The sequence below is a fragment of the Corallococcus caeni genome (assembly GCF_036245865.1).
Lineage (GTDB): Bacteria > Myxococcota > Myxococcia > Myxococcales > Myxococcaceae > Corallococcus > Corallococcus caeni.
In genome coordinates this window covers 32,432-51,096 of record NZ_BTTW01000011.1, presented here as the reverse complement: position 1 = coordinate 51,096, position 18,665 = coordinate 32,432, and the positions used below count along the sequence as shown (strand labels likewise).

12 protein-coding genes are annotated in these 18,665 nt (G+C 73.9%); 7 read left to right on the top strand and 5 right to left on the bottom strand.

Annotated features, from left to right (window positions below):
- Positions 1-40 precede the first annotated feature (40 nt).
- Entirely contained in the window at positions 41-694 is a 654-nt protein-coding gene (locus AABA78_RS34440; protein ID WP_338269724.1) for a hypothetical protein, read from the top strand.
- A 30-nt stretch (positions 695-724) separates the two neighbouring features.
- Here AABA78_RS34440 and AABA78_RS34435 read toward each other — a convergent pair whose 3' ends face one another.
- The 4 genes from AABA78_RS34435 to AABA78_RS34420 are packed head-to-tail and all read right to left on the bottom strand — an operon-like array spanning position 725 to position 6,846.
- A complete protein-coding gene (locus tag AABA78_RS34435) occupies positions 725-2,275 on the bottom strand; it encodes a DUF4388 domain-containing protein (protein WP_338269723.1) in 1,551 nt (516 codons plus the stop codon).
- A gap of 14 nt (positions 2,276-2,289) precedes the next feature.
- Positions 2,290-3,108, bottom strand: a complete 819-nt coding sequence (locus tag AABA78_RS34430; protein ID WP_338269873.1) for a tetratricopeptide repeat protein — start codon at positions 3,106-3,108, stop codon at positions 2,290-2,292.
- 29 nt (positions 3,109-3,137) lie between these two features.
- On the bottom strand, positions 3,138-4,343 hold the full coding sequence (hemW, locus tag AABA78_RS34425) for a radical SAM family heme chaperone HemW (protein WP_338269722.1): 1,206 nt from the start codon (positions 4,341-4,343) through the stop codon (positions 3,138-3,140).
- A 13-nt stretch (positions 4,344-4,356) separates the two neighbouring features.
- Positions 4,357-6,846, bottom strand: a complete 2,490-nt coding sequence (locus AABA78_RS34420) for a coiled-coil domain-containing protein (RefSeq protein ID WP_338269721.1) — start codon at positions 6,844-6,846, stop codon at positions 4,357-4,359.
- A 195-nt stretch (positions 6,847-7,041) separates the two neighbouring features.
- Here AABA78_RS34420 and AABA78_RS34415 point away from each other — a divergent pair, with 195 nt between their 5' ends.
- Positions 7,042-9,642, top strand: coding sequence for a M16 family metallopeptidase (locus AABA78_RS34415; RefSeq protein WP_338269720.1), 2,601 nt, complete (start codon positions 7,042-7,044; stop codon positions 9,640-9,642).
- Between the two features lie 78 nt (positions 9,643-9,720).
- Complete coding sequence (locus AABA78_RS34410) at positions 9,721-10,587, top strand: 50S ribosomal protein L11 methyltransferase (protein WP_338269719.1); 867 nt, start codon at positions 9,721-9,723, stop codon at positions 10,585-10,587.
- Between the two features lie 238 nt (positions 10,588-10,825).
- Here AABA78_RS34410 and AABA78_RS34405 read toward each other — a convergent pair whose 3' ends face one another.
- Positions 10,826-11,821 carry an asparaginase gene (locus tag AABA78_RS34405; RefSeq protein ID WP_338269718.1) on the bottom strand — a complete coding sequence of 332 codons (996 nt, stop codon included), beginning with the start codon at positions 11,819-11,821 and terminating at the stop codon, positions 10,826-10,828.
- A 120-nt stretch (positions 11,822-11,941) separates the two neighbouring features.
- Between AABA78_RS34405 and AABA78_RS34400 the strand changes: the two genes are divergently transcribed.
- The 4 genes from AABA78_RS34400 to AABA78_RS34385 all read left to right on the top strand — a co-directional run bounded on the left by AABA78_RS34400 (position 11,942) and on the right by AABA78_RS34385 (position 18,585).
- Positions 11,942-12,676, top strand: coding sequence for a 16S rRNA (uracil(1498)-N(3))-methyltransferase (locus AABA78_RS34400; protein ID WP_338269717.1), 735 nt, complete (start codon positions 11,942-11,944; stop codon positions 12,674-12,676).
- Positions 12,677-12,785: 109 nt separating this feature from the next.
- Positions 12,786-13,052 carry a GlsB/YeaQ/YmgE family stress response membrane protein gene (locus AABA78_RS34395; protein ID WP_120608174.1) on the top strand — a complete coding sequence of 89 codons (267 nt, stop codon included), beginning with the start codon at positions 12,786-12,788 and terminating at the stop codon, positions 13,050-13,052.
- Between the two features lie 254 nt (positions 13,053-13,306).
- Positions 13,307-15,349: an RDD family protein gene (locus AABA78_RS34390; protein WP_338269716.1), complete on the top strand. Its 2,043-nt coding sequence runs from the start codon at positions 13,307-13,309 to the stop codon at positions 15,347-15,349.
- Positions 15,350-15,399: 50 nt separating this feature from the next.
- Positions 15,400-18,585, top strand: a complete 3,186-nt coding sequence (locus tag AABA78_RS34385) for a GspE/PulE/PilB domain-containing protein (RefSeq protein ID WP_338269715.1) — start codon at positions 15,400-15,402, stop codon at positions 18,583-18,585.
- Positions 18,586-18,665 lie beyond the last annotated feature (80 nt).

The window sequence follows — 18,665 nt, the reverse complement described above, 5'->3', positions numbered from 1 at the left end:
CCGCCGCAAAGGCGCATGGAGGCGAATGATGAACTGGCACGTGGCGAAGCGAATGGGCGTGGTGCTGGCGGTGGCGTTGCTGGCGGCCTGCAAGGACGACGGCGGCGACGGCGGCGGTCCCGACGGCGGCACGACCACGGCGTCCGCCGGTCCGGGGACGGGGACGTCCAAGGCGCAGCCGGAGGGCACGCCCTTCACGCTGCCGGCGGGCATCACCCTGGAGACGCCGCTGAAGAGCTTCTACGTCGAGGACCCGCGGGACTGCGACGACAAGGACAGGGACGACGCCAAGGGCAGCGGTGGCGCCGTGACCCTGTGCCTCATCTTCCGCAACACCACCGGCGGCCCCATCACGGTCACGCTGCCGCCCGGCCTCATCATCGTCTCCAAGGACGGGAGCATCCAGAACGGCCTGCTGGCGCAGCGGGTCTCCATCGAGGTGCCGCCGGGCGAGCGCTACTTCACGCCCCTGTTCCTGTACTGCGCCAACCAGGACCGCGCGACCAGCGGCGTCGGCGACGAGTACGCGCTGGGCCCCATCATCGGGTACGAGGGCTTCCAGGAGCTGTACACGCTGCTGGAGGGCAAGCAGCTGACGCGCCAGGCCGTCACGCCCATCCAGCTGGCCATCACCCACCTGACGAACGGCGAGGGGCTGTCCGACTCCGACCGCGCCGCCCTGAAGGCGCTGTAGCCGTCCCGGCCGTGCGCCCCCGGCGGGGCCTCACCTCCGCCGGGCGATCTCCTGGATGAGCGCCACGTAGCGGCGCTGCTGGGGGTTCAGCTTGAAGGCCTTGCGCAGGGCGTCCTCCGCGAGCGCCCACTGGCCCTCGCCGCGGGCCACGTCGCCCAGGAAGGCCCAGCCCTCCTCCAGGCCGGGCTCCTGGCGCACCAGCTCCTGGAGCTCCTGGAGCACGAGCCGTCCGTGCGCCTCCGGCTTCATCAGGTAGCGCGCCCAGGCGCGGTGGACCTGGTGCAGCGGCCGCGGGTCGATGTCGCAGGCGTATTCGAAGTACTCGAAGGCGCCCGCGAAGTTGCGCGCCTCCAGGCGCCGCTTGCCCTCGTCGAACTGGGTGGTGGCGTCCAGCAGGTCCGTGCGGATGCGGAACTGCTCCGCGGTGGAGGGCCGGCCGGTGTTGCTGCGCGCCTTCTCCCGCTGGGCCTGCCGGCGCTTCTTCCACAGCGCGTTCTGCTCCGGCTCCGACAGCGCGCCGTAGGCCCGCGCGTACGCGGCCAGCATCCCTTCCGCCTTCTCCTTCAGCTCCGCGGTCTGGAAGCGCAAGGGGGCGAAGCGGTCCGCGGCGGCGAGGAACGCCTTGCGCAGCGCCACCGGCTGCACGTCCTCCGGCACGTCCAGCAGCGCGAACGGATCCAGGCTGCGGTGGTTGAGGAACGCGCCCACCAGCGCGTTGCGCGCGGCCTCGTCCTCGTCCGCGAAGGGCGTGCCTGACGGCGCCTGCGACGGCACGGGCACCGGTGTGGGGACGGGCTCCGGCACGTGCGCGGGCACGGCGGGGGCCTTCTGGGCCAGCTCCTGGGTGCGCGCGTCCACGTCCTCCGCGAAGCCCGCCACGCCCAGCAGGCACAGCGCGTAGAGCCGGCGCAGCACGGCGTCCATGTCGAAGCCGGTGCGCTCCAGCAACTCGTTGAAGGTGGGCCGCTGGCGCAGGGCCTGGAACAGGCGCGCGTCCTTGGAGGACAGCTTGGGGGCGGACTCCACGCCGGGCATCTGTCCGAAGCGGCGCTCGTCGGTGAAGGTGAAGTGCGTGGCGACGGTGTCGAAGGGCAGCTGCGTGGAGACGCCGGTGAGGATGAGCTGCGCGGTGTTGGCGCGCACCGTGGCGTCCGGGCTCTCCACGTCCGCGATGAGGCGGTACTTCGCGTCCGTCCAGCGGAAGCAGTCCAAGAGCTTGTGCGCCAGGTTCGCCTGGAGCTGCTTGTAGAGGTCGAAGGGGCTGATGAGCCCCTTCTGCACGAGCAGCGCGCCCAGCTGCAGGCCCGAGGACACGCTCTCCGCCAGGGCCTTCTGGTAGTCCGCCTCCGCCAGGCGGCCCTTCTCCACCAGGTACTTGCCCAGCGTCTCGTGCAGGAGGTTGGAGTTGCACGCCACCGGCGCGCCGTCCTCGAAGGTGATGCGCTTCTCGCGCTGGCGCACCTTGAGTTCCAGCGTGCAGGTGCGCTCCTCCACCATCAGCGCGTGCAGGAGCAGCGGGAAGGGCGTGTCCGCCAGCAGGCCCTCGCGCTGGCGCAGCACCTGGGACGGCGGGGGGAACATGCGCGGAAAGCCTACTACTCCGCGTCGTCGCCGCCCATGTCGTCCGCGGCGTAGGGCTCATCGGAGTAGGCGCCGTAGGGGCCGGAGGTGTCGTGCGTGGGCAGGTAGCGGGTCAGGTACGCCCCCACGCCCATCATCACCAGGGCCACGGCGGCGTACGTGAGCGGGCGGGACGGGCGCGCCCGGTAAGCCCACCAGCGGTCGCGGCGCTTCTGGAAGCGGGGGGCGATGGCGTACTCGCGCCAGGCGGCGTCGCGGGCCTCCTTCGCCTCCACGTCCAGCCCCTGCTTGTCCAGCACGCGGGACAGGAGCACGCGGCCCTCCACGGAGCCCTGGCGTACCTGGAGGAAGCGCCCCAGGGCCTCCTGCGCGCCCTTCAGCTCGCCGCGCTGGAGGCGGAAGCGGCCGCGCTCCAGGTCGATGGAGCCCTGCCGGTAGTCGGCGTCCAGGCGCTCGGCCTCGGTGAGCAGCAGCTCCCCCCGGGGGGCGTCGCCCGCGCCCAGGTAGGCCACGCCCAGCAGGTAGAGGGTGTCCACGTCGTCGTCGCCCGCGTCCAGGTTGGGGCGCAGGAGGTCCACCGCCTCCTGGTAGCGCTTCTGTCCCACGCGGATGTCCGCCAGCTCCGCGCGGGCGCGGCGGTCGTGGGTGTTGGTGAGGATGGTGCCCGCGAGCTCGCCCGCGCGCTGCCAGCGCTTGAAGGCGCGCACGGGGCTGGGGAACAACTGGAGGGTGAAGCGGTCCGCCGCGAACATCAGCACGGCCAGCAACACCAACGACAGCAGCGGGCTGCCCGTCAGCATCGTGAGGCCCATCCACAAGAACCACTTGGTCAGCACGGTCGACTCGTCCTTCCTGGAAACGGCTACAGCAGCCGCGCGCAGATGGCGCTGTGCACGTCCGCCCCCCGCTCCGTCAGGGCCAGCCTGCGGCCGTGGCGTGTGGCGAAGCCATGGGCCACCAGCCGCTCCACTTCCGCGCGCCGGGGCTCCACGGGCTGGCCGTATCGCTCACAGACGGCCTCCCAGTCCACCCCCGACACCAGGCGCAGGCCCATGCTCAGCCGCTCGGCGAAGAGCTCCTCGGGGCCCAGGGCCTCGCGGCTGGCCTCCGGGAGCCTCCCCTCCTCCACCGTGCGCAGGTAGGCCTCCGGGCTGCGGAGGTTCACGTAGCGGTGGGCTTCCGGGGACAGCAGCATGCCGGTGGCGCCCACGCCCAGCGCCAGGTACTCGCCGCCGGTCCAGTACAGCGCGTTGTGCCGGGAGCTGAGGCCTTCGCGCGCGTGGTTGGACACCTCGTAGCGGGTGAGGCCGTGGGCGCCGTACACGTCGCGCACCACGCGGGCCATGGCCACCACGTCGTCGTCCTCCGGCAGGGAGAGCTCTCCGCGCTCCAGCTGCTTGGACAGCGGCGTGGACTCCGCCAGCACCTCGCGCTCCACCGTCAGCGCGTAGGTGGACAGGTGCTCCGGCTCCAGCGCCACCGCGCGGCGCGCGTCCGCCTCCACCTGCGCGAGCGTCTGGCCGTGCACGCCGTAGATGAAGTCCAGCGCCACCACGGGGAAGCCCGCCTCGCGCGCCGCCGCCACCGCGCCCTCCACCATGGCCGCGTCGTGCGCGCGGCCCAGCGCCTTCAGCGTCTCCGGCTGGAAGGACTGCACTCCCAACGACAGGCGGTTGATGCCCGCGGCGCGGTAGCCGGCGAAGCGCTCCGCGTCCGCGCGCTCCGGGTTGCCCTCCAGGGACACCTCCAGGCCGGGGGCGAGCGACAGGCGCGCGGCGATGCCCTCCAGCACGCGCGCCACGTAGCGGGGGTGCCACAGGGACGGCGTGCCGCCGCCCAGGAAGAGGGACTCCAGCGGCTTCGTGCGCAGCGACGGGTCCGCGGCGAGCCGCGCGTCCAGCTCCGCCAGCACCGCGTTGGCGTAGCGCTCCTCCGGCACCTGGCGCGCCACCGCCACCGCGAAGTCGCAGTAGGGGCACTTGGCCAGGCAATAGGGGAAGTGCAGGTAGAGCCCGAAGCGGGCCGCCTGCATCCCCGTCAACGGGTCCGTGGGCGCGGCGAAGGACATGGAGGTCCAACCTCTACTTCAGGGCCTTCAATTGCGCTTCCAGCCGCGCCACCTTCGCCTTGGCGCTGGCGGCCGATTCGAGCGCTGCCTCGGCCGCCATCAGCTTGCGCTTCATGGAGGCCACGTCCGCCTTGAGCTGGTCGCGCTCGGCGACCACGTCCGCGGGCGCACCCGCGCCCGTAGCAGGGGCCGCCGCGAGCTTCGCTTCGAGCGCCTGACGGGCGGCCTGCTCGGCCTTGAGCGAGGCCTGGGCCTGGGCGAGCATCGCCTCCAGCGCGGCCTTCGCCGCGTCCCCGGCCTGCGCGGCGGATCCGCCGGCCTTCGCCTCCAGCGCGGCCCGCTCCGCCTGCTCCGCTTCGAGCGCGGCGCGAAGCTCCTCGAGCTGCGCCTCCAGCGCCGCCTTCACGCCCTGCTCCTCCAGGAGCGTGACGTCGGACTGCGCGAGCTTCGCCTCCAGCAACGCCTTCGCGTTCTGCTCCGACTGGAGCGTGGCGTTGGCCTGCGCGAGCTTCGCTTCGAGCGCGGCCTTCGCGGCGTCCAGGTCCTTCACGCGGGCCGCCTGGGCCTCGGCGATGCGCCGCTTGGACTCGGAGGCCTCCAGCGCGCCCTCCACCATCTTCACGCGCTGCTGGAGCCGGTCCACCTTGTCCGCTTCCGCGCGGGCGGCCTCCAGCTGCTCGTTGAGCGCGGCCAGCTCCTCGCGCTGGCCTTCATGTCCGGAGCTCAGCGCCTCGGCGCGGCCCTCGGCCTCGGCGATGGCCAGCCGGGCGTCCGCGGCCTCGGCTTCCACCGCCTCGCGGCGGGCGCGCTCCAGCGTCAGCTCCTCCTGGGCCTTGGCGACCAGGGCCTGCTGGCGCTGCAGCTCCGCCTCGCGCTGGCCCGAGGCCGTCTCCAGCATGGACACGCGCGCGGAGTAACCCACGCGCTCCGCCTGCGTGGTGGCGAGCTTGCGCTCCACGGCGGCGAGCTGCTGCTGGTGCTCTTCCCGCGCGGCCGTGGCCTGGGCGGTGAGCTCCGCCAGCTGGGCCTCCAGCGCCGCCACCTTCGCCTCGGCCGCGTGCACCCGGCCCTCGGCCTCGTGCACCGCCTCGCCGAGCGCCGCCGCGTCCGACTCCATCCGGTCGCGCAGCGAGACCTGCTCGACCTCCGCGGCCTCCAGCACCTCGCGCAGCGAGGCCAGCTCCGACTCGGCCATGCGCGCGCGGACTTCCGCCGCCTCGACCTCGGCGCGCGCGGCTTCGCGCGCCTGGGCCACCTCTGCCTCCAGCTCGCGCACGCGCGCCTGGAGCCGGGCGGCCTCCGCGGCGCGGCCCTCCAGGGCGCTCCTGAGCGAGGGCAGCTCCGCGGCCTCCGCCGTGCGCGCGGTGAGCGCGGCGCGCAGGCCCACCGCGTCCGCGTCCTTCAGCGCGAGCGTGCGCTCCAGCTCCGTCACGTGCGTCTGGAGCGTCTTGAGCCCGTCCTCCACCACCGCGAGCTGCCGGCGCGCGGCGTCCCGCTCGCCCTCCAGCCCCTTCGCGTGGGCGTGCGCCTCCTCCAGCGAGCTGCGCGACCAGTCGCTCTCGCTCTCCAGGGCGCCCATCGCGCCCTTCGCCTCCGCGAGCGCCGTCTCCAGCTGGCTGATGGCCAGGGCCTGCGCGTCGCGCTCGGCGGTCAGCCGCTCCACGTCCGCGAGCACCGACTGGTACTGCTCCTGGACCGCCTCCAGCGCGCCCTGCGCCTCGGACTTGCCGGAGGCCAGCTCCGCCACGCGGTCCTGCGCGAGCCCCAGCGCCTCCTTCGCGCCGACCAGCTCCTCCGCCATCGCCCCGCGCGACTCGCGCTCCGCCTGGAGCTCCTCCGTCAGCCGGGGGAGCTCCGACTCCACCTCCGCCAGCGCGCGCGTGAGGTCCTTGCGGTCCGCCTCCGACGCGGCGAGCTCCGCCTCCAGCGAGGCGAGCTTCGCCTGGGCCAGCTGCAGCCGCTGCTCGTCCTGTGGAGAGCGCGCCGGAGCGCCCGCGCCGCCGCCTTCCTTGCGCGCCTTCTCCAGCGCGGCCTTGAGCTGTGTCACCTCGCCCTCGCGCTCGGCGTACAGCGCGCGCGCCCGGGCCAGGGTCTCCGTCTTCTGCTTCAGGATGCCCCGGAAGAACTCCAGCTTGTCCTCGGCCGAACCGCCCATGGGCAGCCGGGGCTCGGCGGGCTCCGCGAAGGGGTCCCCCTTGCCGGGGCTGCGCGCCGCGGCCGCCGGGGACGGCGGCGTGGTCGTGGGCAACCCGCCACCAGCGATGGGCGCGGGGGTCGCCGGCACCCGGGCGGCCGCAGCGGCGGCGGGCCTGGAGATCGGGTCAGCGGGCAAGCCTGCGGCGGGCCGGCGGGGCGGCAGGGGGGGAGGCGCGGAGGGGGGAGGCTTGGGAACCGTGAGCGGCCTGGTGGGCGCCGGAGCGGGCGTCGCCATGGGGGCGTCGCCGTCATCCAGCAGTTCCTTCAGGTCCGCGAGCGGATCCGCCTCGTCCGGGGGAGACGGCATGTGCGCGTCCCAGGTTACCGGCCACGGGGGCTTTCCACCAGTTACGCGACGGGGACCGCGCCGCTTCGCCTGCCTGGTGGGAGGCGGACGGCACGGTCCGCTCGACGTGGGAGGGGTGGGACGTTAGCCAATGGAGCAAACATCACACCTTGCCTTGCCTCCCCTCGGGAGGGCTGACAGCTTCGGACCACTTCTATGGCCATCCGCTACACCCTGCCCAACGGGCTCACCGTCGTCTTCGAAGAGCAGCACGCCGCCAAGGTCGCGGCCTTCCAGGTCTGGGTCAAGGCCGGCAGCGCGGACGAAAGGCCGGACCAGGCGGGCCTCGCCCACCTGCACGAGCACATGCTCTTCAAGGGGACGGAGCGCCGGGGGCCGGGTGAGATTGCCCGGGACATCGAGGCGCATGGCGGAGAGATCAACGCCTGGACGTCCTTCGACCAGACCGTCTACCACATCGTCATCGCCAGCCAGTTCGCCCGCACGGGCCTGGACATCCTGGGGGACGCGGTGCGCCGCTCCGCGTTCGACAAGGACGAGCTGGCGCGCGAAATCGAGGTGGTGTGCGAGGAGATCAAGCGCAGCTACGACTCGCCGTCGCGCCGCGCGTCCCGCGGGCTGTTCACCGCCGCGTTCCAGACGCACCCCTACCGGCTGCCCGTCATCGGCACCGAGGAGAGCGTGCGCAGCTTCACCCGCGAGAAGGTGCTGGAGTTCTACCACCGGCACTACACGCCGAAGAACCTGGTGCTGTCCGTCGCGGGCGACCTGAACGAGGCGGAGCTGCGCCAGTGGGTGGAGGAGATCTTCGGCGGTGACTGGGGCCGGCCCTACGCGGGCCCGGTGCAGCGCCCCCGCGACGCGGCGCCCACGGGCCGCCGCGTGCTCATCCAGACGGAGGACGTGAAGGAGGCCTACCTGCACCTGTCCTTCGCCATCCCGGAGCTGGAGCACCCGGACGTGCCCGCGCTGGACGTGCTGGCCATGATCGCAGGCCAGGGCAATTCGTCATGGCTGGTGCGCGAGGTGAAGCGCCGCCAGCACCTGGTGAACGACGTGCACGCGTCCGCGTACACGCCCAAGGACCCGGGCATCTTCTCCGTGTCGCTGACGCTGCCGCCCGCGCAGTCGCAGAAGGCGCTCACGCAGACGGCGCGCGTGCTGGAGGCGCTGCGCACCACGCTGGTGCCGGAGGACGAGCTGCGCACGGTGCAGGCCGGGGTGGAGGCGGAGTCCGTCTACCGCAAGGAGACGGTGCAGGGCACCGCGCGCAACCTGGGCTCGTACCAGACGTCCCCGGGCGGCCTGGAGTCCGAGGCCCGCTACCTGGAGGACATCCGCAACCTCAAGCCGGAGGACCTGCGCCGCGTGGCCCAGAAGTACCTGCGGCTGGAGCACGCCGTCGTCACCGCGCTGGTGCCGCCCTCGGCGGAGCTGACGGAGGCGCAGGTGCACGCCGCGCTGGATGAAGCGGCGAAGAGCCCCGGCCTCACGCCCCCGGCGCGCGCCACCCGGACGCCCCCGGACGCCCCGGTGCGTCCGTCCCGGAGCCAGGCCGCGTCCGCGCGGTCGGAGGTGGTGCAGGAGAAGCTGCCCTCCGGCGCGACCCTCATCATCCGGGTGGAGCCGCACATCCCGCTGTTCTCCATGCGCGCGGCCTTCATCGGCGGCGCGCGCTACGAGACGCCCGAGGACAACGGCATCACCACGCTGCTCAGCCGCGCCCTCACCAAGGGCACCACGACGCTCAGCGCGGATGACATCTCCCACCTGGGGGACCTGTACGCGGGCAACGTCAGCGGCCAGGGCGGCCGCAACTCCGTGAGCCTGAAGGCGGACTTCCTGTCGCGCTACTTCGAGCCCGGCTTCCGGCTGTTCGCGGACGTGCTGCTCAACCCGGCCTTCCGCGAGGAGGAGGTCGCGCGCGAGCGCTCGCTGCTGCTCCAGGACATCCTCACCCGCGAGGACAAGCCGTCGAGCCTGGCGTTCGAGCTGTTCTCACGCACGCTCTACAAGGAGCACCCGTACCGGCTGTCGCTCGCGGGCGAGAAGGCGTCCGTGGAGGCGCTGGGGCCCGAGCAACTGCGCGCGTACCACCGCGCGCACATGGACCCGTCGCAGATGACGCTCAGCGTGGTGGGCGACGTGGACGTGGCGCAGGTGCGGGCGCTGGCGAACGAGTACTTCGGTAGGTCGCGCGGCGGCGCGGTGGCCCCGAAGCAGGTGAAGCCAGAGGCGCCGCCGTCCTCGCCGCGCACGGAGAAGAAGGTGCTGGCGCGCGCGCAGACGCACCTGGTGATGGGCTTCCAGGCGGCGCGGATGACCGACCCGTGGCGCGTGGTGCTGGACGTGCTGTCCACGGTGCTGTCGGGCCAGGGCGGGCGGCTCTTCATCGAGCTGCGCGACAAGCGCTCCATGGCCTACAGCGTGAGCAGCTTCTCCATGGACGGGTTGGACCCCGGCTACTTCGCCGTCTACATAGGCACCAGCCCGGAGAAGGTGGACGCGGCGGTGGAGGGCATGCGCCGCGAGCTGGAGCGCATCCGCGACGAGCCCATCCCCGCCGAGGAGCTGGAGCGCGCCAAGCAGCACATCATCGGGACGTACGAAATCGACCTGCAGCGCAACAGCGCCCGCGCGACGCTGCTGGCGCTGGACACCTGCTACGGCATCGGGCTGGACAACTTCCTGCACTACTCCGAGCGCGTGGCGAAGGTCACGGCGGCGGACGTGCAGGAGGTGGCCCGCCGGGTCATCGACTTCGACCGCATGGCCATGGCCGTCGTCGGGCCGTAGGGCGCCCCCTTTCGCGAGCGTGGAAGCGTCACGACGACGACGCTTCCACGCCGCACCGGGTGCGGTAGAAGGGGCGCCATGTCCCAGACCTATCTGTCACTCACCGTGGATATCGCGGAGGAAGCCTCGGAGATCCTCCAGGACCTCCTCCATGAGGCCGGCGCCCTGGGCCTGGAGGTCCGCGACGCGGAGACGCCCACCATGCCGGGCGTGCGCGCCCCCGCGAAGGGTGAGTCCATCGTCGTCGCCTACTTCGAGGACCGGGAGAGCGCCGAGGAAGCCCGCGACGCCGTGGCGGAGAGCCACCCCACCGCGCGCCTGTCCCTGGACGAGCAGCCCCAGCAGGACTGGAGCAACGAGTGGAAGTCGCTCATCAAGTCCGTGCAGGTGGGCCGCCTGTGGGTGGGCCCGCCCTGGGACGCGGCGAACGCGCCCGAAGGCAAGCTGAAGGTCGTCATCGAGCCGAAGATGGCCTTCGGCACGGGGGACCACCCCACCACGTCGCTGTGCCTGGCGGCGGTGGATGACTTCATGGCCACGCACCCGGGCGCGAGCGTCCTGGACGTGGGCACCGGCACGGGCGTGCTCGCCATCGCGGCGAAGAAGCTGGGCGCGGGCCACGTCGTGGGCACCGACAACGACCCCACCTCCGTGGAGCTGGCCCAGGAGAACTGCGCCGACAACGGGACGCCCGACCTGGACATCTCCGGGCGCGAGCTGACGGAAGTTGCCGGCACCTTCGACCTGGTGCTCGCGAACATCCTGGCCAACACGCTCATCGAGCTGGCGCCCCTCATCGTGCCCAAGGCGAAGGACCGGCTGGTGCTGGCCGGAGTGCTCGCGCACCAGCGCGTGGACGTGGAGGCCGCGTACCGCAAGCTCGGGTGCACCGTGCTGGAGGGCGCGCAGCAGGGCGAGTGGGTGCGCATCGACTTGAAGCGCTAGGAACAAGAGGGGGTCGGGCCGCGAACGCGTGCGCTCGCCAACCCGACCCCATCTGGACTCGCGAGGCTTTCCCCCTTGGCGTCAGGACCCCGCGAGTCCCGCCGTGTGCGGACCTTCCCTGGTGCAGTCCGCGTGCCTGCCGCCGCGGGCCGCGTTCCCCTCGGGGCACCGGCGCGGTTGTAGCGGAGCCGGTTACGAGAGGCGTGGCGCGTGTGACCTTCCGCGCTACAGCCTGGCTTCAGGCGAACGCGAGCGTCCCGGCCGCGCGCAGGGAGCCCACGACTTCGTTGCGCGTGTTGAGGATGCGCGGCTCCGCGTGGTGCTCCAGGCCCGTCATGGGCAGGGACAGGCCCTGCTGCTCCGCGACGAGGCGCAGGACGGCGAGGAGCGCGGGCGGGGCGCAGCGGGCGTCGCCGTCCTCCACCTTGAGGGCCACGCCCAGGCGGGCCCGGGGCAGCGCGGCACAGTAGACGCCCTCCGCGCCAATCTTCACCACGGCCTCGCCCTGGAACGCGGTCATCAACTCCGTGCACGCGCGGCCCTTGCCGCCGACGAGCTCCGGGTGCGCGAGCATGGCTTCACGCAGGCGGCGCGCGGCGGGCGCCTCCGACACGCCGAAGCGGGCCCACGCGGTGGCCATGGCGCTGAGCGGCAGGCCGAAGCAGACGGCGAGGCAGCCATCCACGGCCTTCACCAGCGCGTCGCGCGGCAGGCCCGTCCACTTGGCGACTTCATCCTGGATGCGCTCCTGCACCGGGTGGCCGTCGCTGGCGTAGCCGTGCACGTCCCAGCCCTGGTGCCGGGCCAGCGCGAGCATCCCCGCGTGCTTGCCGGAGCAGTTGTTCCACCGGGGCGTGAGCACCACGCCCGCCTTGAGTGCTTCTTCCGCGACCGCGGGCGACAGCGACGGATGCGGGCCGCACGCGAGGTGACGCTCCTCGCAGCCGGACGCGCTCAGCATCTGCATGGCGAGGGCGCGGTGCACGGGCTCGCTGGAGTGGGACGCGCAGGAGAGCGCCAGCTCGCGCGGGCCGAAGCCGTAGCGGTCCGCCGCGCCGTCCTGGACCATGGGCAGGGACTGGAAGGGCTTCGCCGCCGAGCGCCAGAAGGTGACGAGCTCCGGGTTGCCCGCGAACGCGACGCGCGTGCCCTCCGCGCTCACCACCGCGACGGACACGGTGTGGAGGGATTCGACGAAGCCGGAGCGGGTGGACTCGATGACGAGGGTGGACATGGGCGTTTCGCGCGCCATAGCAGGAACGGGACGCGGCCGGGCGCTCGTGGAGCGCGGAAAGGGAACCTCTGGACGCATGGAGGGCTATCCTCCGGGCGCCCTCCCTTCAAGGAAGCCGCCGTGGTCCGCCTCTTCGTTCCCCTGCCCGACCCCGCCCCCGCCGACGTGACGCTCACGGGCGAGCGCCGCCACTACCTCGTCCACGTGCTGCGGCTGGAGGATGGCGACGCGCTGGAGGTGTTCGACGGCAAGGGCCGCGCCTTCGAGGCGCGCGTCACGGGGCTCACCGCGGAGGCCGTGCGGCTGGTGCTGGGGGCCGTGCGCGTGACGCCGCCCGCGCGCGAGATGCACGTGCTCCAGGGGCTGCCCAAGGGGGACAAGCTGGAGCTGGTGCTGCAGAAGGGCACGGAGCTGGGCGCCACCGCGTTCCACCCGGTGGCCACGGCGCGCAGCGTGGTGAAGCTGGAGCCGAAGCGCGCCGAGGAGCGCACCCAGCGGTGGGCCAAGATTGTCGAGGAGGCCGCTCGCCAGTGCCGCCGCGATGACGTGCCGCACGTGCACCCGCCCCGGCCGCTCTTGGACGCGGCGCGCTCGCTGACGCCGGGCACGCTGCTGCTGGTGCTGGACGAGGAGGAGTCCGCGGTGCCGCTGGGCGAGGCGTTCCGAAGTGTGGCGCCGGGGACGCCGGTGGCGCTGGTGATTGGCCCCGAGGGGGGGCTCGCGCGTGAGGAGGTGGACGGACTGCGGGGGCTGGGCGCGCGGCCGGTGACGCTGGGCTCGCGCATCCTGCGCACGGAGACGGCGGCGCTCGCGGCGCTCGCGGTGATGCAGCACCTGGACGGGTCGCTCGGTTAGCAGGCGGGCGGACAGTCCCTCCTCGCATCCCAGGTCACGGATCCGTGTGGGCATTCCTACGTTTCTGCCATTCGGGACCTCGCGGGTCCCTCACACGGGAGAGACTCTCATGGGGATCATCGCATTCATCATCATCGGCCTCATCGCGGGCCTCATTGCTCGAGCCATCCTGCCGGGCAAGCAGAGCATGGGCCTGGTGGCCACGACCTTGCTGGGCATGGTGGGCTCTCTGGTGGGCGGCCTCATCGGTTCGCTGTTCCAGCGCAACGGACGCCTTTTCGACCTGCACGCGTCGGGCATCATCATGTCCGTCGTAGGCTCCATCATCGTGCTCCTCCTGGTGGGAGCAGCGGGACGGCGCCGCGTCCACGCCTAGCGTGAGGCGCCCCACACGCACCGTCCCCAAAGGGCGGGTTGCCGTGGCGCCGACGAGCCCCTGACGGTTCCTCGGGCGAGGGACCAGCAGGGGCTTGTCCTTTTCTTGCTACAGGCCTGAATGCGGCCTTTCATGGCGACGGTTGTCCGCGTCACCGGGAGGATCCGTTGTCCAAGTGCCTGAAGTGCGGCGCCTCGCTGCCGCCGGTCGGAGATTGCCCCGCTTGCGCCGCGAACGCCGCGCGCCCACCAGCGGTGGCTCCCGTCCCGAGCCTGCTTGACCGCGACATCCACATTGATCGCCGCAGGCCGGGGGAACGCACTGCCCAGGACGCGGGTGGCGACCCCATCACCCTGAACAATGAACCGCTGGAGCCGGAGACGCTGCGCGGCACGCCGGCCTTCGCGATGGAGCCGCCTCGCAGCCCCGTCACTCCGCCGGGAATGACGCCTTCGGTCCGGCCGGGGATGGCACCCGTTCCGCCCGCCGCGCCGCGCGCCGCCGCGCCCCGCCCGCCCGCGCAGGCTCCGGCCGCCGCGCCGCGCGCCGCCGTGCCTCCGACGGATGGGCCCACGGTGCGCGCGTCCGCACCCGATGCGACGGTTCGTGCGCAGGCTCCGGCCGCCGATGCGAGCGTGCGCGCGCCCCATGCGGATCCAGCGGCCCGCGCCGCAGTGCCCAACGCGGCCCGTTCCGCCGTGCCTGCCGACGTGATGGGTCGTGCCTCCGCGTCCCACGCGGATCCAGCGGCTCGCGCCGTGACGGCCCCGGCTTCGCACGCGGATGCGACGATTCGCGCGGCGGCCCCGGCTTCACACGCCGATCCAGCGGCTCGCGCCATGGCGGCCCCGGCTTCGCACGCGGATGCGACGATTCGCGCGGCGGCCCCCACGGCGCGCCCTGCCTCACCGCAGGCCGATGCGACGGCCCGCGCTCCCGCGCAGCACGCGGAGGGTCAGGCGGTCCGGGCTCCCGCGCCCCATGCGGATCCGGCGGCCCGCGCTCCCGCGCCCCATGCGGATCCGGCGGCCCGCGCTCCCGCGCAGCAGGCGCCCCGGGCGGCTGCTCCTGCCCCGGTGCCTCCTCGCGCCACGCCTCCAGCCGGGAACGTGCCTTCCGGCGCCGTGCTTCCTCCGCGCCCCGCGGCACCGCCTCCGGCCGTGACGCCGATGGCCTCCGTGCCTCCGCGCGCCGCGCCCACCACGGCCCTGTCGGAGCCGGGCTTCCAGAATCCTGGCGTCGCCGTGCCTCGCGCCGCGCAGGCCCCGGCGAACCCCATGGAGCTCCGCCCGGGCTCCGCGCCCACGCCCGCCTACGGCACGGAGCCGCACATCCCGCGCCCCCACGCGCAGGCCGCCTCGGGTCAGCCGCGTGGCAATGCCGCCCCGGGTTCTCCCGGCCTGCCCCGCATGGACGCGCCCTCGCAGGCCTCCGCACGCGCCGCGCAGCCCCAGTCTTCGGGCCTGCCGCGCATGGACGCGCCCTCGCAGCCGTCCGGGCTGCCCCGCATGGACGCGCCCGCGCAGGCGGCCCAGGGCTCCGGTCTTCCCCACCCGGAGCCCGCCTCCGGACCGTCGGCCGCCGAGCATTGGGGTGCATCCCAGGCGCCCTCGGGCCTGCCGTTGATGGATGCTCGCCGGGACGCCGCTCCGGGCCTGCCTGTCATGGAGGACCCGGCCATCCTGCCCCCTCTGGAGACGCCGGCCTTCGCCGCGGCCTCCGCGCCTGCCCCGGGAGTGTCCCGCATGGAAGCCTCGCCCTCCCCCGCCGCCCCCGCGAAGTCGAAGGTCTCCGCCCCCGCCGTGGCCCCGGTCCCGGCCGCGGGCGAGGTCCACGCGCGGCCCGCCTCGCTGTGGCGCCGGCTGCTGTCCTTCACCGTCGACACCGCGGCCATCAGCGCCGTGGCGGCGGCCTACATCACCCTGGCCTCGTCGGTCGCGGGCGTGAAGGGTCCGCAGCCGGGGCTGACCGGGCTGGACGCGTTCGTCGCCTGGCTGCGCGCGCTGCACACCGTGCTGCTGCCGGGCGTGGTGCTGGTGCTGGTGCTCGCCACGGTGTACTGCGCGGTCGCGGCCTTCCTGTGGAATGGCAGGACCCTGGGACGCTTGCTCCTGGGGCTGCGGCTGGTGGATACCCACGGCATGGCGCCCACCCCGGGCCGGGCCATCTTCCGGGCACTGCTCGCCGGGCTTTCCTTCGTTCTCTTCCTGGGCGGCTTCTGGATGGCGCTGTTCGACCGACGCGGACAGACGCTCCATGACAAGCTGACGTCCACCTTCGTCGTCCAACCGAGCTGAATCAGGCTCATTGTGCCTTGCGGCCGCGGCCGTAAGATGCCGCGGCCTTCATGCCTTCGCGTCTTGCCCAGCACCTCGTCTCACGCGCCCTCCTGACCCAGGAGCAGGCCGGGGAGTTGTTGCGTCTGCATCAGGCCCAGGGCGGCCACCTGGACAGCGCGCTCCTGGAGCGCGGCTTCACCGAAGCGGACGTCCTCGCGATGCTGGGCGAGGTCTCCGGCTTCCGGCCCGTGAACCTGGTGGACTTCGAGCCCAACCTCGACGTCGCCAGCTTCATCCCCCCGAAAATCGCCGAGCGCCTGAGCGTCGTCCCCCTGTCGCTGGACGGGAACACGCTGCACGTGGCGTGCGCCTACCCGGTGCCCAAGAAGGAGCTGGACGAAGTCGGCTTCCTCCTGGGCAAGCCGCTGGAGCTGTGGGTCGCCATCGAGCTGCGGGTGCGCGAGTGGATCTCCATCATCTACCGCCAGCCGCTGCCGCCCCGCTTCGTCCAGCTGGCGGAGGCCGTCGCCCAGCAGGCCGGAGCGCTCACGCCGCCCCCGCCTCCGCCGCCGGATGACGAGTCGATGTCGGTGGACATGGTGGAGCAGCTGGCGCGCTCCGTGGCCCAGGAGCCCATGCCCGCGGCAGGCCGTCCCGCCGCCTCGAGGGAGCCCGAGCCCGCGGACATCCCGCCCCCGGCGTACGTGCGCGAACCGCTGCGCCTGAACACCTCCGCGGGTCCGGTGACGACGGCCCGCGCGGTCCAGCGTCCGACCCCGCCTCCGGCGCCCACCGACATCCCGCCCCCCGCGTACACGCGCGAGCCCCTGCGGCTGAACATGCCGGGCACGCCCGCGCGCGCCACGCCTCCCGCGCAGGCCCCGAACCCCGCTCCGCCGGGTGCCGCCGCGCCGCCGACGCTCTACCCGCCGGGAGAGCGTCCCCTGCCGCCGCCGCAGACCGCGCCGGTGCTGTTGCCCGTCGACGGTGGCCCGGCATCGCAGGGCGGTCGCCCCGCCGCGCCGGGTGCGTACGCCCAGCCGCCGCAGGCAGGCCGTCCCGGAACCACCGTGCAGGCCTCGTCCAACACGGGTGCGCAGGGCTTCGGCGGACCCGGGCCCGCGACCCAGGGCTTCGGCGGACCGGCGCCCACCGCGACGACGGTCCAGGGGGCTCGACCGGGGCCCCCCGCGCAGGCGTCGGCGCAGGGGACCCGCCCAGGCGCGCCCGCGACGGGAGCCACCGCACCGTCCACGCAGGGCACGGCGACGACGGGCGCCCAGGGAAACACCGCCTCCGTGCAAGGCAGGTCCGCCCCCGGAGCACAGGGCGCCACCGCCCCCGCGCAGGGCCCCGGCCGACCGGGAGCCACGCAGGGCGCATCCGCTCCGGGCACGTTCCCCCCGGCCCCCCAGCCCGCGCAGGGCGGGACCGCCACATCGCCTCAGCCCGCGAACCGGACTGGCGCCCCCGCCCAGCCTCCGGGAGCCCGTCCCGCCGTGTGGCCTCCCGCGCCCGAGCAGCAGGCCCGCGAGGCCCGGACCAGCACGCCGACCCCGCCGCCCGTTCCCCCGGCGCCGCGGGGCGAGCCGTCGTTCATCATCTTCAGCAACCCCGCGTCCAACCCGGGCGCGAACCGCCTTCGCGCGTCGGAGCCCGCGCCCGTCCCGGGTGCCTCCAGCGCGCCGGATGCCGCCGTGCCGGAGTGGACGCTGCCCCAGGCGCGCTCCGCGCTGCGTGAGGCGACGCGGGACCTGGACCGCCTGCTGGACGTGGCGCTGCGCTTCGGCCGCCGCACGTTCGACTACGTGGCCGCCTTCGCCGTGGTGCGCGGCGCCGCCGGCGGCTGGGACGCGCGCGGCGAGGGCCTGGACGCGAACGCGCTGTCCCTCGTCTCCATCCCGCTGGACGCGAGCAGCGTCTTCCGCACCGTCGCCGTCACGCGCGGCAGCTACGCGGGCCCGCTGCCTCCGGACGCGCTCACGCGGCACTACCTGGAGCTCTTCGGCCGCCAGGCCCCGCGCACCGTCTTCCTGTACCCGGTGGAGGTGAAGGGCCGCCTCGTGGCCATCCTCTACGGCGACTGCGGCCAGAAGCCGATGAGCCAGCGCCGGCTGAGCGACTACATCCTGTTCTGCCAGGACCTCCCGGCCGCCTTCCAGGAGCTCATCCTCTTCCGCAAGCAGCGCGTGTCCGAGCTGCGCGCGCCGGAAGAGGACATCACCATCGACGTGGACGTGCCCGGCTTCCCGGCCCCCGTCCCCCCCGCGCCCGCGCCCGCCGTGGTCGCGGGCCTGGGCTGGAACCCCGTGTTCGGCCGGGGTGGCGTGGCCAACCTGGGCCGCGCCGCCGCCCTGCCCCCGCGCGTGATGTCGCCGGAGGAGCGCCCGCCCCCGGACTTCGCGCCCCTGCTGCGCCGGCTCACCGGCCCAGACGCGTCCCAGCGCTCCAGCGCCATCGCGGAGCTGGCGCGCTCGCCGGAGGCCAGCGCCCGGGTGCTCGCGCAGCACTTCCCCGGCCCCACCGCCTGGAGCCGCCTGCCCGTCGTGGAGCTGCCAGAGGCGGACGAGCTGGGCCCCATCCCCGCCGCGATGTCGCGCCTGGGCCGTCCCGCGGCCCTCGCGCTGGCGCCGCTCCTGGACTCGAACGACGCGGACACGCGCTACCTGGCGCTGCTCACCGCGGGCAACCTGCCCTACGCGGAGCTGGTGGACGGCGTGCTGCGCGGCCTGTTCGACATGGAGCCGGACATCTCCAGCGCCGCGCGGGTCGCCGCCGCCGCCCTCAAGCACCTGCCGCGCCTGGACGCGTCGTTGCGCGACCTGCGCCAGGAGCTGGCCAGCCGGGACGCCCTGCGCCGCTCGCTGGCGGCCCGCGCCCTGGGCACGCTGCACGACCGCGACGCCATCGAGGGCCTCATCAACCTCACCGGCAGCGACGACGCGATGTGCGCGCAGGCCGCGGCGGAGGCGCTGCGCGAAGTGACCCGCGCCACGCTGGGCCTCCAGCCTCGCCAGTGGTCGGCGTGGTGGGCGGAGAACCGCAGCCGCCGCCGCGCGGACTGGCTGGTGGCCGCGCTGCGCCATCGTGAGCTGGACGTGCGGCTCGCCGCCATCGAGGAGCTCAGCCGCGCCCTGCACGACACGCTGGGCTACTACGCGGACGCGCCCGACGCGGAGCGCGAGGCCGCGGTGCGGCGCTGGGAGTCCGCGGCGGTGGACCCCGCCAATGCCCGCCGGCTGGGCATGCTCTGAGCCACGGAGGCGCGCGATGACGGGCGCCATGTGGCCGAGCCGGCGGACATGCGCGGGGCAGCGGCCCCTCGCCGGCATCG

Bases quoted from the DNA above. Each gene is read 5' to 3' on its own strand.
- AABA78_RS34435 (WP_338269723.1), bottom strand. From the start codon at position 2,275: ATGTTCCCCCCGCCGTCCCAGGTGCTGCGCCAGCGCGAGGGCCTGCTG.
- hemW (WP_338269722.1), bottom strand. From the start codon at position 4,343: ATGTCCTTCGCCGCGCCCACGGACCCGTTGACGGGGATGCAGGCGGCC.
- AABA78_RS34420 (WP_338269721.1), bottom strand. From the start codon at position 6,846: ATGCCGTCTCCCCCGGACGAGGCGGATCCGCTCGCGGACCTGAAGGAA.
- AABA78_RS34415 (WP_338269720.1), top strand. From the start codon at position 7,042: ATGGCCATCCGCTACACCCTGCCCAACGGGCTCACCGTCGTCTTCGAA.
- AABA78_RS34410 (WP_338269719.1), top strand. From the start codon at position 9,721: ATGTCCCAGACCTATCTGTCACTCACCGTGGATATCGCGGAGGAAGCC.
- AABA78_RS34405 (WP_338269718.1), bottom strand. From the start codon at position 11,821: ATGTCCACCCTCGTCATCGAGTCCACCCGCTCCGGCTTCGTCGAATCC.
- AABA78_RS34395 (WP_120608174.1), top strand. From the start codon at position 12,786: ATGGGGATCATCGCATTCATCATCATCGGCCTCATCGCGGGCCTCATT.
- AABA78_RS34385 (WP_338269715.1), top strand. From the start codon at position 15,400: ATGCCTTCGCGTCTTGCCCAGCACCTCGTCTCACGCGCCCTCCTGACC.